Origin of the sequence: Methylomonas koyamae (assembly GCF_006483455.1) — a bacterium.
Lineage (GTDB): Bacteria > Pseudomonadota > Gammaproteobacteria > Methylococcales > Methylomonadaceae > Methylomonas > Methylomonas koyamae_B.
In genome coordinates this window covers 1-15,435 of the sequence record NZ_PPPU01000008.1, presented here as the reverse complement: position 1 = coordinate 15,435, position 15,435 = coordinate 1, and the positions used below count along the sequence as shown (strand labels likewise).

The 15,435-nt window shown below is 55.0% G+C and carries 13 protein-coding genes and 3 tRNA genes; 14 read left to right on the top strand and 2 right to left on the bottom strand.

Annotated features, from left to right (window positions below; genetic code table 11):
* Positions 1–3 precede the first annotated feature (3 nt).
* The 9 genes from C2U68_RS04575 to C2U68_RS04535 all read left to right on the top strand — a co-directional run bounded on the left by C2U68_RS04575 (position 4) and on the right by C2U68_RS04535 (position 10,857).
* Positions 4–291: a c-type cytochrome gene (locus tag C2U68_RS04575; protein WP_140911336.1), complete on the top strand. Its 288-nt coding sequence runs from the start codon at positions 4–6 to the stop codon at positions 289–291.
* On the top strand, positions 291–1,592 hold the full coding sequence (locus C2U68_RS04570) for an NAD(P)/FAD-dependent oxidoreductase (protein WP_140911335.1): 1,302 nt from the start codon (positions 291–293) through the stop codon (positions 1,590–1,592). Before C2U68_RS04575 ends, C2U68_RS04570 begins: the two co-directional genes overlap by 1 nt.
* Before the next feature lie 203 nt (positions 1,593–1,795).
* Positions 1,796–4,129 (top strand): outer membrane protein assembly factor BamA, encoded by a 2,334-nt coding sequence (bamA, locus tag C2U68_RS04565; RefSeq protein ID WP_409563843.1) that lies wholly within the window; start codon positions 1,796–1,798, stop codon positions 4,127–4,129.
* A 79-nt stretch (positions 4,130–4,208) separates the two neighbouring features.
* On the top strand, positions 4,209–4,709 hold the full coding sequence (locus C2U68_RS04560) for an OmpH family outer membrane protein (protein WP_140911333.1): 501 nt from the start codon (positions 4,209–4,211) through the stop codon (positions 4,707–4,709).
* 105 nt (positions 4,710–4,814) lie between these two features.
* A complete protein-coding gene (gene fabZ / locus C2U68_RS04555) occupies positions 4,815–5,258 on the top strand; it encodes a 3-hydroxyacyl-ACP dehydratase FabZ (protein ID WP_140911332.1) in 444 nt (147 codons plus the stop codon).
* On the top strand, positions 5,259–6,029 hold the full coding sequence (gene lpxA, locus C2U68_RS04550) for an acyl-ACP--UDP-N-acetylglucosamine O-acyltransferase (RefSeq protein WP_140911331.1): 771 nt from the start codon (positions 5,259–5,261) through the stop codon (positions 6,027–6,029).
* Positions 6,004–6,594, top strand: coding sequence for a ribonuclease HII (gene rnhB, locus C2U68_RS04545; protein WP_140911330.1), 591 nt, complete (start codon positions 6,004–6,006; stop codon positions 6,592–6,594). Before lpxA ends, rnhB begins: the two co-directional genes overlap by 26 nt.
* 4 nt (positions 6,595–6,598) lie before the next feature.
* A complete protein-coding gene (gene dnaE / locus C2U68_RS04540; protein ID WP_140911329.1) occupies positions 6,599–10,087 on the top strand; it encodes a DNA polymerase III subunit alpha in 3,489 nt (1,162 codons plus the stop codon).
* Positions 10,088–10,344: 257 nt separating this feature from the next.
* Entirely contained in the window at positions 10,345–10,857 is a 513-nt protein-coding gene (locus C2U68_RS04535; RefSeq protein ID WP_186289494.1) for a TIGR02281 family clan AA aspartic protease, read from the top strand.
* 56 nt (positions 10,858–10,913) lie between these two features.
* Here the strand turns inward: C2U68_RS04535 and C2U68_RS04530 are convergent, their stop codons facing one another.
* On the bottom strand, positions 10,914–11,444 hold the full coding sequence (locus C2U68_RS04530; protein WP_140911327.1) for a hypothetical protein: 531 nt from the start codon (positions 11,442–11,444) through the stop codon (positions 10,914–10,916).
* Positions 11,445–11,634: 190 nt separating this feature from the next.
* Positions 11,635–12,816 carry an OmpA family protein gene (locus tag C2U68_RS04525; protein WP_140911326.1) on the bottom strand — a complete coding sequence of 394 codons (1,182 nt, stop codon included), beginning with the start codon at positions 12,814–12,816 and terminating at the stop codon, positions 11,635–11,637.
* Positions 12,817–12,987: 171 nt separating this feature from the next.
* Between C2U68_RS04525 and C2U68_RS04520 the strand changes: the two genes are divergently transcribed.
* From C2U68_RS04520 to C2U68_RS04500, 5 genes are all read left to right on the top strand, one after another.
* Positions 12,988–13,431, top strand: a complete 444-nt coding sequence (locus C2U68_RS04520) for a tetratricopeptide repeat protein (protein ID WP_140911325.1) — start codon at positions 12,988–12,990, stop codon at positions 13,429–13,431.
* A gap of 7 nt (positions 13,432–13,438) precedes the next feature.
* Positions 13,439–14,836, top strand: coding sequence for a glutamate--tRNA ligase (gene gltX / locus C2U68_RS04515; RefSeq protein WP_140911324.1), 1,398 nt, complete (start codon positions 13,439–13,441; stop codon positions 14,834–14,836).
* Positions 14,837–14,886: 50 nt separating this feature from the next.
* A tRNA-Ala gene (locus C2U68_RS04510) sits at positions 14,887–14,962 on the top strand.
* 21 nt (positions 14,963–14,983) lie between these two features.
* Positions 14,984–15,059 (top strand) — tRNA-Glu (locus C2U68_RS04505).
* A 73-nt stretch (positions 15,060–15,132) separates the two neighbouring features.
* Positions 15,133–15,208: transfer RNA gene (locus C2U68_RS04500), tRNA-Glu, on the top strand.
* Positions 15,209–15,435: the final 227 nt, after the last annotated feature.

Genomic DNA, 15,435 nt, shown 5'->3' with positions numbered 1-15,435 from the left:
GGCATGCGGCGGCTGCGCGGCATCGTTTGCGCTCTAGCGCTTTTTCCAGTCCCGGCTGCACAAGCCGATTTGTCCGCTCAGGCCATCGTCGTGAACTGTCTGAATTGCCACGCTAGCGGCCAGGCGGCGAGCCGTTTGCCCGAGCTTGGCCGTCTCAGCGCCGCCGAACTGGAGCAGGCCTTGCTGGCGTTTAAGTACGACAGGCGGACTGCAACGTTGATGCCGCGGCTGGTCAAGGCTTATAGCGATGCGGAGCTTGTCGCCGTGGCGGCCTATCTGGGCCGGCACTGATGCGATCCGTATTGTCGCGGCGTCGGTTTCTGAGCGGCTGTGTCGGGTTGAGCGCCAGTTTGCTGGCCGGCTGCAGCCGGTGGTCGTCGTTAGGTGCTGTCGAGCCGCGAGTGGTGGTGGTCGGCGGCGGTTTCGCCGGTGCTACCGTCGCCAAATATCTGAAAATATTGGACGGTGGGATTCGCGTTACGCTGGTCGAAGCGCAATCCCGCTATACCACCTGTCCGGCCAGTAATTGGCTGTTTGCCGGGCTGGGCGACATGGAACGACTGCGGGTGGATTATCAGGCGCTACGCAGCCGCTATGGCGTCGAAGTAGTGGCCGATACCGCTGCGGCATTGGATTTGTCCCGGAAACGGGTGCAGTTGCAAAGCGGTGGCGCTCAGGCTTACGACCGCCTGATCCTGGCGCCTGGGATCGATTTTCGTTGGAATGCAATCGCCGGTTACGACGCGGTCGCCGCCGAACGCTTCCCGCACGCCTGGAAGGCCGGACCGCAGACCTTGATCCTGTTGCGGCAAGTGCAGGCCATGCCAGACGGTGGCGTGGTGTTGATCTCAGTGCCGGCGGACCCGTACCGCTGTCCGCCGGGGCCTTACGAGCGGGCCAGCATGATGGCATTCTGGCTGAAGCAACACAAACCGCGGGCCAAGATTCTGATTCTCGACGCCAAGCGCAGTTTCTCCAAACAGGCCTTGTTCGAAGCCGGCTGGGCCAAGCATTACGGTTACGGGACGCCGAACAGCCTGATCGAATGGCATAGTCTGGCCGACAATCCGTTGCTGGAATTGCACGCCGATGCCAAGACTCTGGTCAGCGAGTTCGGCGACCGTTTTACCGGCGACGTGCTGAACATCATTCCGCCGCAAACGGCCGGCTCGATTGCGCGGCAAAGCGGCTTGGCCGATGCCGGCGGCTGGTGTCCGGTCCGGCCGGCCAGCGCACAATCGAGATTCGACGAGTTTGTGCATGTGATTGGCGATGCGGCCAACTATGCGCCGATTCCGAAGTCGGCCTTTGCCGCCAATTCCGAAGCGAAAGCCTGTGCTTTCGCGGTTGTGTCGCTGTTGCGGGAACAGCCGTTAGCCGAGGCGCATTGGCTGAATACCTGTTATAGCTTGGTCACGCCGGAGCACGGGATTTCGGTGGCCGGAGTTTACAAGCCCGATACCGGCAATACGGTCAGTCCGGTCAGCGGGGCGGGCGGTGTAAGCGTCGGAAAAGATGCCGAAGTCGAGCGGGCCGAAGCCGAATATGCGCAAATTGTCTACCGCAATTTGGTGGCGGATAGTTTCGGTTGATTTGGTTTTCTCATTAAAAATTATAAATTTCAAAAGGTTGGGCGTTGTTTTTTGGAGATTTGTTTCTATTGTTTTGCTTTGCTTTTGAAAAAAAATAAGAAAGCAATTTTTCGGCCAAAATTAACCAGTATTTACCTTGGAAGGCGCGGGAATGGCAAAACAGCATGTTACAATCGCCGCATTTATCCATTCTGGTTGACTGCGTGAAGAAAAGCCCGCTTTTGCAAATCCTGTTGTTGAGCATGTTGACCGGCAACGCTGTCCAGGCAAGCAGTTTTGTAGTCGAGGACATCAAGGTCAAGGGGTTGCAACGGATTTCGGCTGGTACCGTTTATAACTATTTACCGGTCAACGTCGGCGAAACCTTTACCGAAGACAAGCAAGCCCAGGCGATTCGGGCATTGTTCAATACCGGTTTTTTCAAGGATATTGCCCTGGAGCGCGACGGCGGTACTTTGGTCGTCAATGTCGTCGAGCGGCCCTCCGTCGCCAAAGTGGTGATCGAGGGCAATAAAGACATCAAGAAGGAAGATCTGACCGAAGCTTTGAAGAAAATCGGTTTGGCCGAGGGCAAGGTCTACAACAAGCAGGTTTTGGATAAGGTCGAACAAGAGCTGCGCCGCCAGTATTTCAGTCACGGTAAATACGGTCTCAAAATCAAGACCGAAGTCACCGAACTCACCCGTAACCGGGTCGGCATTCACATCGATATTTCCGAAGGCCGGGTTGCCAAGATCAAACAGATCAATATCGTCGGCAGCAAGTCGTTTTCCAACGATGTATTGCGCAAGGAATTCGAATTAAGCACTACCAACTTCCTGTCGTTTTATTCGAAAGACGACCAATATTCGAAACAGAAGCTGTCCGCCGACCTGGAAAAGCTGCGCTCGTATTACCTGGACCGCGGTTATATCAATTTTTCGATCGAATCGACCCAGGTCGACATCACGGCCGATAAAAAGGAAATTTACATAACGATCAACGTCAAGGAAGGCGACGTGTACATGTTGGACAAGGTCAAATTGTCGGGCGATTTGATCGTGCCACCGGAAGAGCTAATCAAACTGGTCAAGGTCGGTCCCGGCGAGATTTTCTCGCGCAAGAACGCAACCGAAACATCGAAAGCCATTTCCGACAGGTTGGGCGACGAAGGTTACACTTTCGCCAACGTCAACATGGTGCCGGAAATCAACGAACCAAACAAAACCGTAGCGATGACGTTCTTCGTCGACCCGGGCAAGCGGGTTTACGTGCGGCGCATCAATATCAAGGGCAACACCAAGACCCGCGACGAAGTTATCCGCCGCGAAGCTCGGCAGATGGAGTCCAGCTGGGCTGCCAGCAGCAAGATCGAGCGTACCAAAACCCGTCTCGACCGCTTGGGTTATTTCGAAGAAGTCGGCGTCGAGACTCCGCCGGTGGTTGGCGCGGCCGACCAAATCGACGTGAATTATTCGATCAAGGAAAAAGCTTCCGGTAACTTGCAGGCGGGTATCGGTTATTCACAGGTGCAAGGCATCATCTTCAATGCCAACGTGTCGCAGGACAATATTTTCGGTACCGGCAAACGCGTCGATTTCGCCTTCAATAACAGCAGTATCCTGACCCGCTACAACCTGGGCTTTACCGACCCTTACTACACCTTGGATGGCGTGGCGCTCGGTTATAACCTGGGCTATACCTCGCGCAACGCCTACGCCGCCAACCTGGCCAGCTACAACACCAACATTACCAATGCCGGCGTCAATTTCGGGATTCCGTTGAACGAATTCGACCGGATCGGTTTCGACGTCGAATTGAAGCGCACCGAAATCGAAAACACGACCTTGTCGTCGGATACGATTTTGAAGTTTTTGGGTTTTGCCAAGGGCGATCCGCTGGTAACCAAATCCAAAAGTTTCAACACGCTATCCACCTCCATGGGCTGGACCCACGATACGCTGGACCGGGCCACCTTCGCTCACAGCGGCGGTCAGCAGCGGGTATCCGGTTTGATCACGGTGCCGGGCAGTGATTTGGAATATTTCAAGATCGGTTACAAGCATCAGCATTATTTTCCGTTGTCCAACGACTTTACCTTCCGCTTGCTGGGCGAAGTCGCTCACGGCGACAGTTATGGCGGCGATTCCGGTCTGCCGTTCTTCGAAAACTATTTCGCCGGCGGTACCAACGATGTACGTGGTTTCATGCAGAATACGCTCGGTATCATCGATACCAACGACTTGAATCCGACCAATACTTTCCGGCGCCCGGTCGGTGGTTCCACCAAAATGATCGGCAAGGCCGAGTTGTTTTTCCCGGTGCCGTTTTTGAGCGACGTCAAGTCGGTCCGGATCGGTTCGTTTATCGACGCCGGAACGTTGGCGCCGGGACTCAATACCGGGGACCTGAAAAAATACTTCCGTTATTCGGTCGGTTTGAGCGGCGAATGGTTGTCGCCGTTCGGGGCCTTGGCCGTTAGTGTCGCCCAGCCGATGAATACCGAAGATACCGACCGGACCCAGGCTTTCCAGTTTACCTTCGGTTCCGGATTTTAGTTCAGTTCAGGCCGGTTTTGCCCTATAATCGCCGCTGCGTTTTGTCTTAACTCATAATTGACCGGAGATGGTTTTAACCATGAAAAATAGAATTTCTTTGTTTTTAATGCTGATGATTTTTGCCGGCATAAGCCACGCGGAGCTGAAAATCGGCTTTGTTAACGTGGCCAAAGTATTGGAGAAAGCGCCGCAAGCGGCAAAAGCAAAAACCCGCCTGGAAACCGAATTTTCACCCCGGGACAAAGCGTTGGCTGCCCAACAAAAAGAAATCAAAACGCTGGAAGAGAAATTGGGTCGTGATAGTGCCGTGATGAGTGACGACGAGCGCCGCAGACTGGAAAAAGACGTATTGGATAAAAAACGCGAATTCACTAGAGCGCAACAGGAATTCAGTGAAGATTTCCAGATGCGCCGCAATGAAGAGTTGGGTACTTTGCAAAAACGCATCGTAGAAGCTGTCAGAGCCTTGGCGAAAGAAGAATCTTTCGATTTGCTGTTGACCGACGGCGTGATTTACGCCAACGACCAAATTGATGTCACCAGTCGCGTCCAACAAAAGCTGGAAACCCTGTCGCAGTAAATTCTTCGCGGCTTTCCTGATCCAAATATCGGAAAGCCGCCGCTCAGTTTACGGAAGGCTTGAGTTTGTCGCGCCTTCCAGTCCACCCGTCTTCATCTAAGCGCTATGGCCGGAACACTCGATATTCTGCAGATTCAGAAACTACTCCCGCATCGTTACCCGTTTTTGTTGGTGGATAAAGTGGTTGATTGCGAGCCCGGCATCAGCTTGAAGGCTTTAAAAAACGTCACTTTCAACGAGCCTTTCTTTCAGGGGCATTTCCCAAGCCAGCCGATCATGCCCGGCGTATTGATTATGGAAGCACTCGCGCAAGCCACGGCTTTGTTGACTTCGCAAAGCGACGACAAGCTGGGCGAGGGAGCTGTCTATTATCTGGCCGGAATCGACAACGCCCGCTTCAAGCGGCAAGTGGTGCCGGGTGACCAGTTGTGCCTGCATGTGACTTACCTGAAACACAAGCGCCATTTGTGGTCGTTCGATTGCCGGGCCGAAGTCGACGGCGAACTGGCAGCCAGCGCGCAAATCATGTGCGCCGTGTCGGTGGCTTAAATGATCGATCCCAGAGCGATTGTCCATCCACACGCCGATTTGGCGGAAGACGTTAGCGTCGGCCCATTCACGGTAATCGGGCCGGACGTGCAAATCGATGCCGGTACCGAGATCGGGCCGCACGTGGTGATCAAGGGGCCGACCGCGATTGGCCGCGATAACAAAATTTACCAGTTTTCGTCGATCGGCGAAGACCCGCAAGACAAAAAATACGCTGACGAAATCACTCGCTTGGAAATCGGCGACCGCAACGTGATCCGCGAATTCTGCACCATGCACCGGGGTACGCAGCAGGATCAGGGCTTGACCTTGATCGGCAGCGACAATCTGTTCATGGCCTACACCCATGTCGCCCACGATTGCGTAATCGGCGATCACGTCATCATGGCCAATGGCGCGTCGATTGCCGGACACGTGCATTTGGGCGACCATGCCATTCTTGGCGGTTTTACCTTGGTCCATCAGTTTACCCAGATCGGCGAGTACAGCTTTTCGGCAATGGGCAGCGCGATCACCCAGGATATTCCGCCTTACGTGATGGTGGGGGGGCGGCCGACCCGTCCGCACGGCATCAACTCGGTCGGTATGGAGCGCAACGGCAAGTCGCCGGAAGTGATCCGTCAGATTCGTCAGGCCTACAAAATCCTGTACAAAAACAATCTGCGCCTGGAAGACGCGATCGAAGAAATGGAAGGCATGGCCGGCGAAAGCAACGAACTCTCCAATATGGTCAGTTTCTTGCGTAATGTCACGCGCGGCATCCTCCGCTAATTCCCCGCTACTGATCGCCGGCATCGACGAAGTCGGACGCGGCTGCATCGTCGGCCCAGTGGTCGCGGCAGCCGTGATTCTGGATCCGGCCCGGCCCATCGCCGGGCTGGCCGATTCGAAAAAACTCAGCGAAAAACGCCGCGTCGCACTGGCCGAAGAGATCCAGGCCCAGGCCCTGGCGTGGGCGGTCGGTCGGGCCGAAGCCAGCGAAATCGACGCCATCAATATCCTGCAAGCCACCTTTGTCGCGATGCGGCGCGCCTATACGCAATTACCGATCAAGCCCGATTACATCAAGGTCGACGGCAATCGCCTGCCCGGCATAACGTGTCCCGGCGAAGCGGTCGTCGGCGGCGACGCGCTGATCGCCGAAATCTCCGCGGCCTCGATCCTGGCTAAAGTGTCCCGCGACAGCGAAATGGCGGTGTTGGATCGGCTGTATCCCGGCTACCATTTTGCCGGCCACAAAGGCTATCCCACTCAAGTCCACCTGACAGCGTTGGCACAACTGGGCGTTACGCCGCAGCACCGCCGTTCCTACGCGCCCGTGAAAAAATTCCTCTAAGCCGATGAGTCCGAGCTTCGTTCATCTGCGTATTCATACCGAGTTTTCGCTGGTCGACGGCATCGTCCGGATCAAGCCGCTGGTAAAAAAACTCGGCGAATTTCAAATGCCGGCCGCAGCTATCACCGAACAGAGCAATCTGTTCTCGCTGGTCAAATTCTACAAGGCCGCGCAAGGGGCCGGAATCAAACCGATAGCCGGCGCCGATGTCTGGATTTATAACCCCGAAGAGCCGACGGCGCCGCATCGCTTGACCTTGCTGGCCCGCAACCAGCCAGGTTACGTGACGCTGACCGAGTTGGTTTCCCGCGGTTATCAGGAGGGCCAACACCAGGGCATTCCGATGCTGCAGAAAGATTGGATTGCCGAAAACCACAATGGCTTGATCGCGTTGTCCGCGGCGATGCAGGGCGACATCGGTGCCGCGCTGCTGGCGGAAAATCGGGCTCAGGCCCGGGCCTGCGCCGAATTTTGGAGCGGTTTGTTCCCCGATTGTTTTTATCTGGAATTGCAACGCGTCGGCAAGTCGGACGAAGAGCGCTATATTGCTCTGGCGGTGGAGTTAGCCGCCGAAATGGACCTGCCGGTCGTTGCCACTAACGACGTGCGCTTTTTAAACCCCAGCGACTTCGAAGCCCACGAAGTGCGGGTCTGCATTCACCAGGGTCGGGTACTCGACGATAGCCGGCGGCCGAAAGACTATACCAATCAGCAGTATCTGCGTAGCGCCGAAGAAATGGCCGAGTTGTTCGCCGATATTCCGGAAGCTTTGCAAAACAGCGTCGAAATCGCCAAGCGTTGCACCGTCGAATTACGCCTGGGCGAAAACTTTCTGCCGGATTTCGAAGTGCCGGATGGCATGACTCTGGCCGATTATTTCAAGCAAGCCTCGCGCGAAGGTCTGGAAGAGCGTTTGCAGCAGCATGCCCCGATCGGTAACGGCAGCTTCGAGGAAAACCGCAAGGTCTACGACGAGCGTCTGGAAATCGAGCTGAACGTGATCGTGCAGATGGGCTTCCCCGGCTACTTCATGATCGTTGCCGATTTCATCCAATGGGCCAAGAACAACGACATTCCGGTCGGGCCGGGCCGGGGGTCCGGCGCCGGCTCCCTGGTGGCGTATGCGTTGAAGATCACCGACCTCGATCCGATCGAATTCGACTTGTTGTTCGAGCGCTTTCTGAATCCGGAAAGGGTATCAATGCCGGACTTCGATATCGACTTCTGCATGGAACGCCGCGACGAGGTGATCGATTATGTTGCCCGCCATTATGGCCGCGATCACGTCTCGCAGATCATTACCTACGGCTCGATGGCGGCCAAGGCGGTAATCCGCGACGTGGGTAGGGTGATGGGTCATGCCTATGGCTTCGTCGACCGGCTGGCGAAACTGATTCCGTTCGAAATCGGCATGACGCTGGACAAGGCCTTACAGGAAAGCCAGGAGCTGAAAGACCTGTACGAAGCCGAAGAAGAGGTCAAACAACTGGTCGACATGGCCCGCTCGCTGGAAGGTATTTCCCGCAACGCCGGCAAGCATGCTGGGGGCGTCGTGATCGCGCCGACCAAACTCACCGATTTTTCGCCGCTGTATTGCGAGCAGGGCGGTGGCAACCTGGTGACACAGTTCGATAAGGACGACGTCGAAGCGGTCGGGTTGGTTAAATTCGACTTCCTGGGCCTGCGCACGCTGACCATTATCGATTGGGCGCTACAGACCATTAACCGCCAGCGCGCCGAGAAAGGCGAGCCGCCAATCGACATTGCCCAAATTCCGCGCGACGATTTGCCCAGTTATGAGTTGCTGAAAAACGCCCAAACCACGGCGGTGTTCCAGCTCGAATCCAGCGGCATGAAGGCGCTGATCAAAAAGCTCAAACCCGATTGCTTCGATGACATCATCGCGCTGGTGGCGCTGTTCCGACCCGGCCCGCTGGAGTCGGGCATGGTTGACGACTACATCAACGTCAAGCACGGCGCCAAGGCCGAGTATGCCCATCCGTTGCTGGAGCCCATTCTCAAGCCGACCAACGGCGTGATTTTGTACCAGGAGCAGGTGATGCAAATCGCCCGCGAAATGGCCAGCTATACCCTGGGTGGCGCCGACATGCTGCGGCGGGCGATGGGTAAGAAGAAGCCGGAAGAGATGGCCAAGGAGCGCGCCAAATTCACCGAGGGTGCGATCAAGAACCAGATCGACCAGAGCATTGCGACCTACATCTTCGACTTGATGGAGAAGTTCGCCGGCTACGGTTTCAACAAGTCGCACTCGGCGGCCTACGCGCTGGTGGCGTACCAGACCGCCTGGCTGAAAGCTCATTACCCGGCCGCGTTCATGGCGGCGGTGATGTCGTCGGATATGGACAACACCGATAAGGTCGTGGTGTTGATCGAGGAATGCCGGGAGATGAAGCTGCAAATCTGCCCGCCCGATATTAATCTGTCCGACTTCCGTTTCACGGTCAACGATAAGGGCCAGATCGTCTACGGCATTGGCGCGATCAAGGGTGTCGGCGAAAACGCGATCGACGACTTATTGAAGGAGCGCAACGCCAACGGCCCGTATTCCGGTTTATACGACCTGTGCAAGCGCGTCGATCTGCGCAAAGTCAATCGCCGGGTGTTGGAAGCTTTGATCAAGGCCGGCGCGCTGGATTCGATCGACCCGAACCGCGCCGCGCACATGGCCGAGTTGACCACCGCGCTTCGCGTCGCCGAGCAACACGGCAAAATGGCGTTGGCCGGCCAGAATGACTTGTTTGGCTTGGGCGTCGAGGTCGAGGCAAGCGACAACGAGGCTGACGCCTATTCGACTATGGTCGAGCCCTGGACCGAAAAAGAAAAGCTGGAAGCCGAGAAGCAGACCCTGGGCTTGTTCCTGTCCGGTCATCCCATAGCCGAGTACTTGCCGGAGTTGAAGCACATCACTCACGGCACTCTGGGTAGCCTGGAAGTCGATGCCGGCCGGGCCCGCGGCAAGATGGAAGCCCGCGTCGCCGGCCTGATCGTGGAAATGCGCACCCGTCAGACCAAGCAGGGCAAGATGATGGGTTTTGCCACATTGGACGACCGTACCGGTCGCCTGGAAGTCGCCGCGTTTAGCGGTATTTTCGATAAATATCGGAATCTGTTGAGCAAAGATACGATTTTGATTGCCGAAGGCTCGCTGGCCATGGACGACTTTACCAATAGTCTACGCATGACCGCCGAGAAACTGTACGGCATGGAAGAGGCGCGCGAAATATTTGCGCGCAGCATAACGCTGGAAATCGATATTGCGAGCGCCGATCTGCCAAGCGACTGGCTGGCGCGTTTGCGGGATACGCTGTTACCGTTCCGCGGCGGGCAATGTCCGCTGGAATTGGAATATCGCACGGCCAGCGATAAGGCGGCGCTGAAATTAGGCGACGAATGGCGGGTGCGACCGGCGGACGAATTGTTGATCCGTTTGCGCAGGCTGTTAAACGAAGGCAGCGTTAAAGTCAGATATTAAGCAGTGTTGATTTCGCACCGCTAACCGTTGCCCAGGCTTTGGATTCTGCCTGGATGGTGCTAGGCTGCTTGTATGTGAATGGGTAGGCCGACACCTGGCTGATTTTTATGGGGGGAAGAATGCGCGGATCGCTTGGTTTTATCTCCTGTAGATTTGTTGTCGCTTATTTGTGGCTGGTGTGTGCGGGCGCAGTTTGCGCCGATGATGGGGGTTATCAGAAAGCTCAAGCCGCCAAGGCCGAAGTAAGCAGTGGTATTGTGCTTCGCGCCGACCATAGCGGCCACTTTCGCGGCAAGTTATGGGTTAACGGTAAAGAACTGCCGTTTTTAATCGACACTGGGGCGACCGTCATCGCGATTCCGATGAAGTTCGCGCTGGAAGCGCGCTTACCGTTCGGCAGCCAAGTGGACATGGCTACCGCCGGCGGCAGAACAATCGACAAACAGACGGTTATCGACAGTCTGGTGATCGGTGACACCGAGTTGAAACATGTCGAAGCGGTTCTGAATCAGCACCTGACCGAGATTTTATTGGGTATGAATACCCTGAGGTTTTTCAAAATGACCCAATCCGGCGATATGCTGACCTTGCAGTTGAATAAGCAATTGATCAAACAGAACCATCTGGAGGATCGGGTGACAGCGCTGGAAGAAGCGCGTCCGCATAGCGAAGGCCAGCCGGTAACCGACTATTACGTGTCGCCCAACCCGATTACTAAATCGGTGGAGTGCGATTCACGCAACCATTGCGTCACCAAGTTCGGCAATTAATCCTTGGTCGCTGCAGCCGGTTTTTAACCGGTTTTTACGAGCGACGCGAAGCTAGGCTATTTGAATCGGCCTTTTAGCATCAGCGTTTGCCAAAGGTGGCGATCCTTGCGCTCGAAATTGACGTTTCCGCCGGCTTGGCGGTCCGCTTCGTCTTTGGCTTTTGCTTCCCTCAACACGTCGCGGTAGGAGCGGTTAACGCTCTTGGCGTATTCGGCTTCTTGTTTGTCTTTTTCTTTCGCGATGGTTTTGGGCGGCTCAGGGTCGTAGCGCTCGGCCAGTTCGTCCGCTAACGCTTTCAGGTTTTGGCCGATGGTCAGCAGCCATTTGGAGTTGTGGTACTTATCGGTGTCGAGCTTGAAATATTTGAGCAACTCATCGCGCAGATTGAAGCCGTACACCACCGGTTCGCCGCTTTTTTGTTGAAAATCGTAGGCAATGTAAAAATCCAGGGGTTCCTTGGGGTTTTTGTCGAAAATAAGCTTCGCGCTTTCCATCGAGTAATTTAGCGACTCGATAAACTGCAGGCGCGAGGCTTCCAGCTCGTCGAAAATGAAGTCGTCGCCGATCTGTTTGATAATGTATTTCATACGCTGCTCCGGTGAGGCCGATTGACGGCGCGGCATTGAATTGCGGGTTGAATCTCGTTGGCGATTCTATCGGTAAAATTCGGTTTCCGATTGGGATTGATTTACTTGCCGTGCTCGTAAGCAGGGCTGACGCGCATAAAAAAGGGAGGCCTCAGCCTCCCTTCCGGAATTAACTCCTCGGTTTTAACGCTTAGCGGTCGGTACGCTTGTATTCGACGCGGCGGTTGTAGGCGCGGCCTTCGTCGGTATCGTTACTTTCGACCGGTTTTGATTCGCCGAAGCCGACTGCAGTTAAGCGTTTGCCGTCCACGCCCTGTTTAATCAGCTCGTTTCTGACGGCATTGGCGCGGCGCTCGGACAATTTCTCATTGTAAGCGTCGGTACCGTAGCTGTCGGTATGGCCTTGAATTTCAACGGTCAGACCGGGATTCAATTTCATCACTTCCACCGCATTCTGGATCAACGGGCTGTATTTGGATTTGATGTCGGCTTTGTCGAAATCGAACAGCAGACCGCGGAATGCCCAGCAGCCGTTTTTATCGACAATGGCACCTTTAGGCGTGTCGGCGCATTTATCGGCGCAGTTGTTGACACCGTCTTTATCGTCATCCAGTTTCGAGCAGTCGGCGACTGGGGTGCCGGCTTTGAAGAAGACGTTTTTGACGAATTCGCTCATGCCGTGCGGAGTGCTGATCGCCTCTGCGGTGGTTGAGAACCCGCAACCGGAGGCGTCGGCAATGCTTTGCAGTACGGCTTGACCTGCTTCGTCTTGCTCGTTGCCTACCCACACGGTGTAGATGCACAAGCGGTCGCCGTATTGTGCTTTCAGCGATTCGGCTGTGGGAGCCGGAGAGCTTTCCTCGATACCGTCGCTCAGTACGATCATCGCGATGTTGCCGGAGGCGTTAGCCAAATCGTGGCTGGTTTCCTGCAGCGCGTCGGCTAAAGGCGTGCCGCCGCTGGAGCATTGCAAAGAGGTGAGCGCGCTGTCGAAGCCGGCTTGGGTATAGTTTTGCACCGGCTGGTTCAGTTTGGTAGCGCTCCAATCCAGGCAAGGCCCGTAGCCGAAGCTGCGCAAGCCGGACATCAACGGAATGGAGGGGATGGTTTTGTTGAACTTGTTCAGCAGCGCTTTTTCGACATCCAGCTTGGTGCCACTATAATCCTGAGAATTGAGGTAGATACGGCTCATGGACGACGAAGAGTCGTTCACAACCAGGAAACTGTTGGCTTTTTGTACCAGTTTGCCCGATTTGACCAGCGCATTCAGATCTTCAGCCTGGAACGGCGGGAAGTTATTGCTCGACTGAGTGGCGCAGCCGGATAGTACTGCTCCAGCCAGAGCGGCCGTGATCATTAGGTTTTTTTTCATATATCAAGTCTCCTGGTTGTTATTCTTGGGCGGGCAAGGCTGGAGTGTTTGCCTTGGTGGATAAAGTCTAACATCAATCCCTTATTTTTTTATAGTTCATTCAATTGGGCTGCGTGCCGTGAAATAATAGCGGTTTGGCCTTGCCGTTGATTTTTTGCCCGGAGACGCGTGATGCGAAAGTGGCTTTTACTCAGTTTGTTGTTGGTGCAGTTCAATTCGGCCCTTGCCGACGATATTAAACATGCTGCCGAGCAAGGCAATGCTCTGGCCCAAGCTAAGCTGGCATCGCGTTTGTTGTTGGGCCGCGATGGTGAGCAGAAAGACGAGGAGCGAGCGGCATATTGGATGGAAAAGGCGGCCAACCAAGGCTTGATGGATGCCCAAGTGGCGCTGGCAGCGATGTACGATCGCGGTTTGGGGCTTACCGCCGACCGTGATAAAGCCACCTATTGGTATGAAAAGGCCGCTGCCCAAGGTCATGGGACGTCTCTGGCCATCCTCGGTAAGAACGATGCTGCTAAGGGCAGCGTGCAATTTAATTATCAGGCGATGCGGCTGAATGCGTCGCGCTCGATTCCCGGCGAATACGCAAAGAAATTTTTAATCACGAAATAATTCGATAATGAGTATAAGAACCCGATTTGCTCCGAGTCCCACTGGCTATCTTCATGTTGGTGGTGCAAGAACTGCATTGTTTTCATGGCTTTATGCTAGAAAGCACGGCGGCCGCTTTATATTGCGGATCGAGGATACCGATCTGGAGCGTTCGAGCCAGGAATCGGTCAACGCGATTCTGGAGGGCATGACTTGGTTGGGCTTAGAATACGACGAAGGTCCGTTTTACCAAACCCAGCGCTTCGATCGTTATAAAGCAGTGATTCAGCAACTGCTCGACCAAGGCGATGCCTACCACTGCTACTGCAGTCGTGAAGAGCTCGATGCGTTGCGCGAGCAGCAAATGGCCAATAAGGAAAAGCCGCGTTACAACGGTAAATGCCGCCATGGTGTGTCCGACTCGCGGGGGGAGCCGGTGGTGCGCTTCAAAAATCCGGAAAGCGGCGAGGTGGTAATTGACGATTTGGTGAAAGGTCGGATCGTCGTTGCCAATAAGGAATTGGACGATTTGATCATCGCTCGTTCCGACGGTACCCCGACCTACAATTTGACCGTCGTCGTCGACGATATGGATATGGGGGTGACGCACGTCATTCGCGGCGACGATCACGTCAACAATACGCCCCGGCAGATCAATATCTTGCAAGCGTTGGGTGCGCAATTGCCGATTTATGCCCATGTGCCGATGATTCTTGGCTCCGATGGCGCGCGCCTGTCCAAACGCCATGGTGCGGTCAGTGTTATGCAATACCGCAACGACGGATATCTGCCGGAAGCATTGTTGAATTATCTGGTGCGATTGGGCTGGTCGCACGGCGATCAGGAGTTGTTTTCGATCGAGGAAATGATCGAGTTGTTCGAGCTAGAAAAGGTAAACGTGTCGGCCTCTACCTTCAACACCGACAAGCTGGTTTGGTTAAATCACCAATACATCATGAACTCCGATCCGGCGCACGTGGCCCGGCATTTGGCATGGCACATGGGCGAGCGCGGCATCGATCCGGCCTGCGGCCCGGCGTTGAGCGAGGTCGTCAAAGCTCAGCGCGAACGCTGCAAGACTTTGGTGGATATGGCCAATGACAGCGTCTATTTCTACCGCGAGTTTGACGAGTATGACGACAAGGCCGTGAAGAAGAATTTCAAGGCCGGTGTCGATGCCGTTTTGCAGCACTTGCGCGATCAATTCAGTGCGCTGGAAGGCTGGGAGGCCGAGGCGCTGCATCAGGTCGTGCTGGATAGTGCCGAGCGGTTGGAACTAAACTTGGGTAAAGTCGCGCAGCCGTTGCGGGTAGCGGTGTGCGGCGGCAGCGTGTCGCCGGCTATAGACCTGACCTTGAAACTGCTGGGCCGCGAAAAAACCTTGAATCGCTTGGATCGGGCGATCGAGTTTATAAAAAAATTATAAATTCTCTGGACAAGGCTCTAAATATCCGTATAATACGAGAACTCAACTACGGGGCCATAGCTCAGCTGGGAGAGCGCTTGCATGGCATGCAAGAGGTCAGGAGTTCGATCCTCCTTGGCTCCACCAAATTAGTTGATTTAGTCCTAAGTCCCCATCGTCTAGTGGCCTAGGACACCGCCCTTTCACGGCGGTAACCGGGGTTCGAACCCCCGTGGGGACGCCAATCTGGCTAAAACCGGTCAAGGCCGGTAACCGCAAATCAAAAAATCAGCAGACGCTTCTGCTAATAGTCCTGAGTCCCCATCGTCTAGTGGCCTAGGACACCGCCCTTTCACGGCGGTAACCGGGGTTCGAACCCCCGTGGGGACGCCAATTCTCGTGATTCCTTTCCGTGATTTAGCTGCCGCTACTTTGCATCGGCTTGTGCCGCCCCGAACGTCTCTAATTCAAATCCTTGAATGCCTCTATAAGGCGCTGTTTGGCGTTCATTTCAATGATTTCGCCGTGAGCAACGACAATGCTCCGCACATATATGGACTCATCCCCAATTGCAAGCCAAGTGTTATCAAAATTGATGTTTCCAACAGAGATCAAGATTG

What these genes read in the sequence shown, in the direction of transcription:
- C2U68_RS04525 (WP_140911326.1), bottom strand. Translation starts at nt 12,816, where the DNA reads ATGAAAAAAAACCTAATGATCACGGCCGCTCTGGCTGGAGCAGTACTA.
- gltX (WP_140911324.1), top strand. Translation starts at nt 13,439, where the DNA reads ATGAGTATAAGAACCCGATTTGCTCCGAGTCCCACTGGCTATCTTCAT.
- C2U68_RS04560 (WP_140911333.1), top strand. Translation starts at nt 4,209, where the DNA reads ATGAAAAATAGAATTTCTTTGTTTTTAATGCTGATGATTTTTGCCGGC.
- fabZ (WP_140911332.1), top strand. Translation starts at nt 4,815, where the DNA reads ATGGCCGGAACACTCGATATTCTGCAGATTCAGAAACTACTCCCGCAT.
- lpxA (WP_140911331.1), top strand. Translation starts at nt 5,259, where the DNA reads ATGATCGATCCCAGAGCGATTGTCCATCCACACGCCGATTTGGCGGAA.
- rnhB (WP_140911330.1), top strand. Translation starts at nt 6,004, where the DNA reads ATGTCACGCGCGGCATCCTCCGCTAATTCCCCGCTACTGATCGCCGGC.
- C2U68_RS04575 (WP_140911336.1), top strand. Translation starts at nt 4, where the DNA reads ATGCGGCGGCTGCGCGGCATCGTTTGCGCTCTAGCGCTTTTTCCAGTC.
- dnaE (WP_140911329.1), top strand. Translation starts at nt 6,599, where the DNA reads ATGAGTCCGAGCTTCGTTCATCTGCGTATTCATACCGAGTTTTCGCTG.
- C2U68_RS04520 (WP_140911325.1), top strand. Translation starts at nt 12,988, where the DNA reads ATGCGAAAGTGGCTTTTACTCAGTTTGTTGTTGGTGCAGTTCAATTCG.
- C2U68_RS04530 (WP_140911327.1), bottom strand. Translation starts at nt 11,444, where the DNA reads ATGAAATACATTATCAAACAGATCGGCGACGACTTCATTTTCGACGAG.
- C2U68_RS04570 (WP_140911335.1), top strand. Translation starts at nt 291, where the DNA reads ATGCGATCCGTATTGTCGCGGCGTCGGTTTCTGAGCGGCTGTGTCGGG.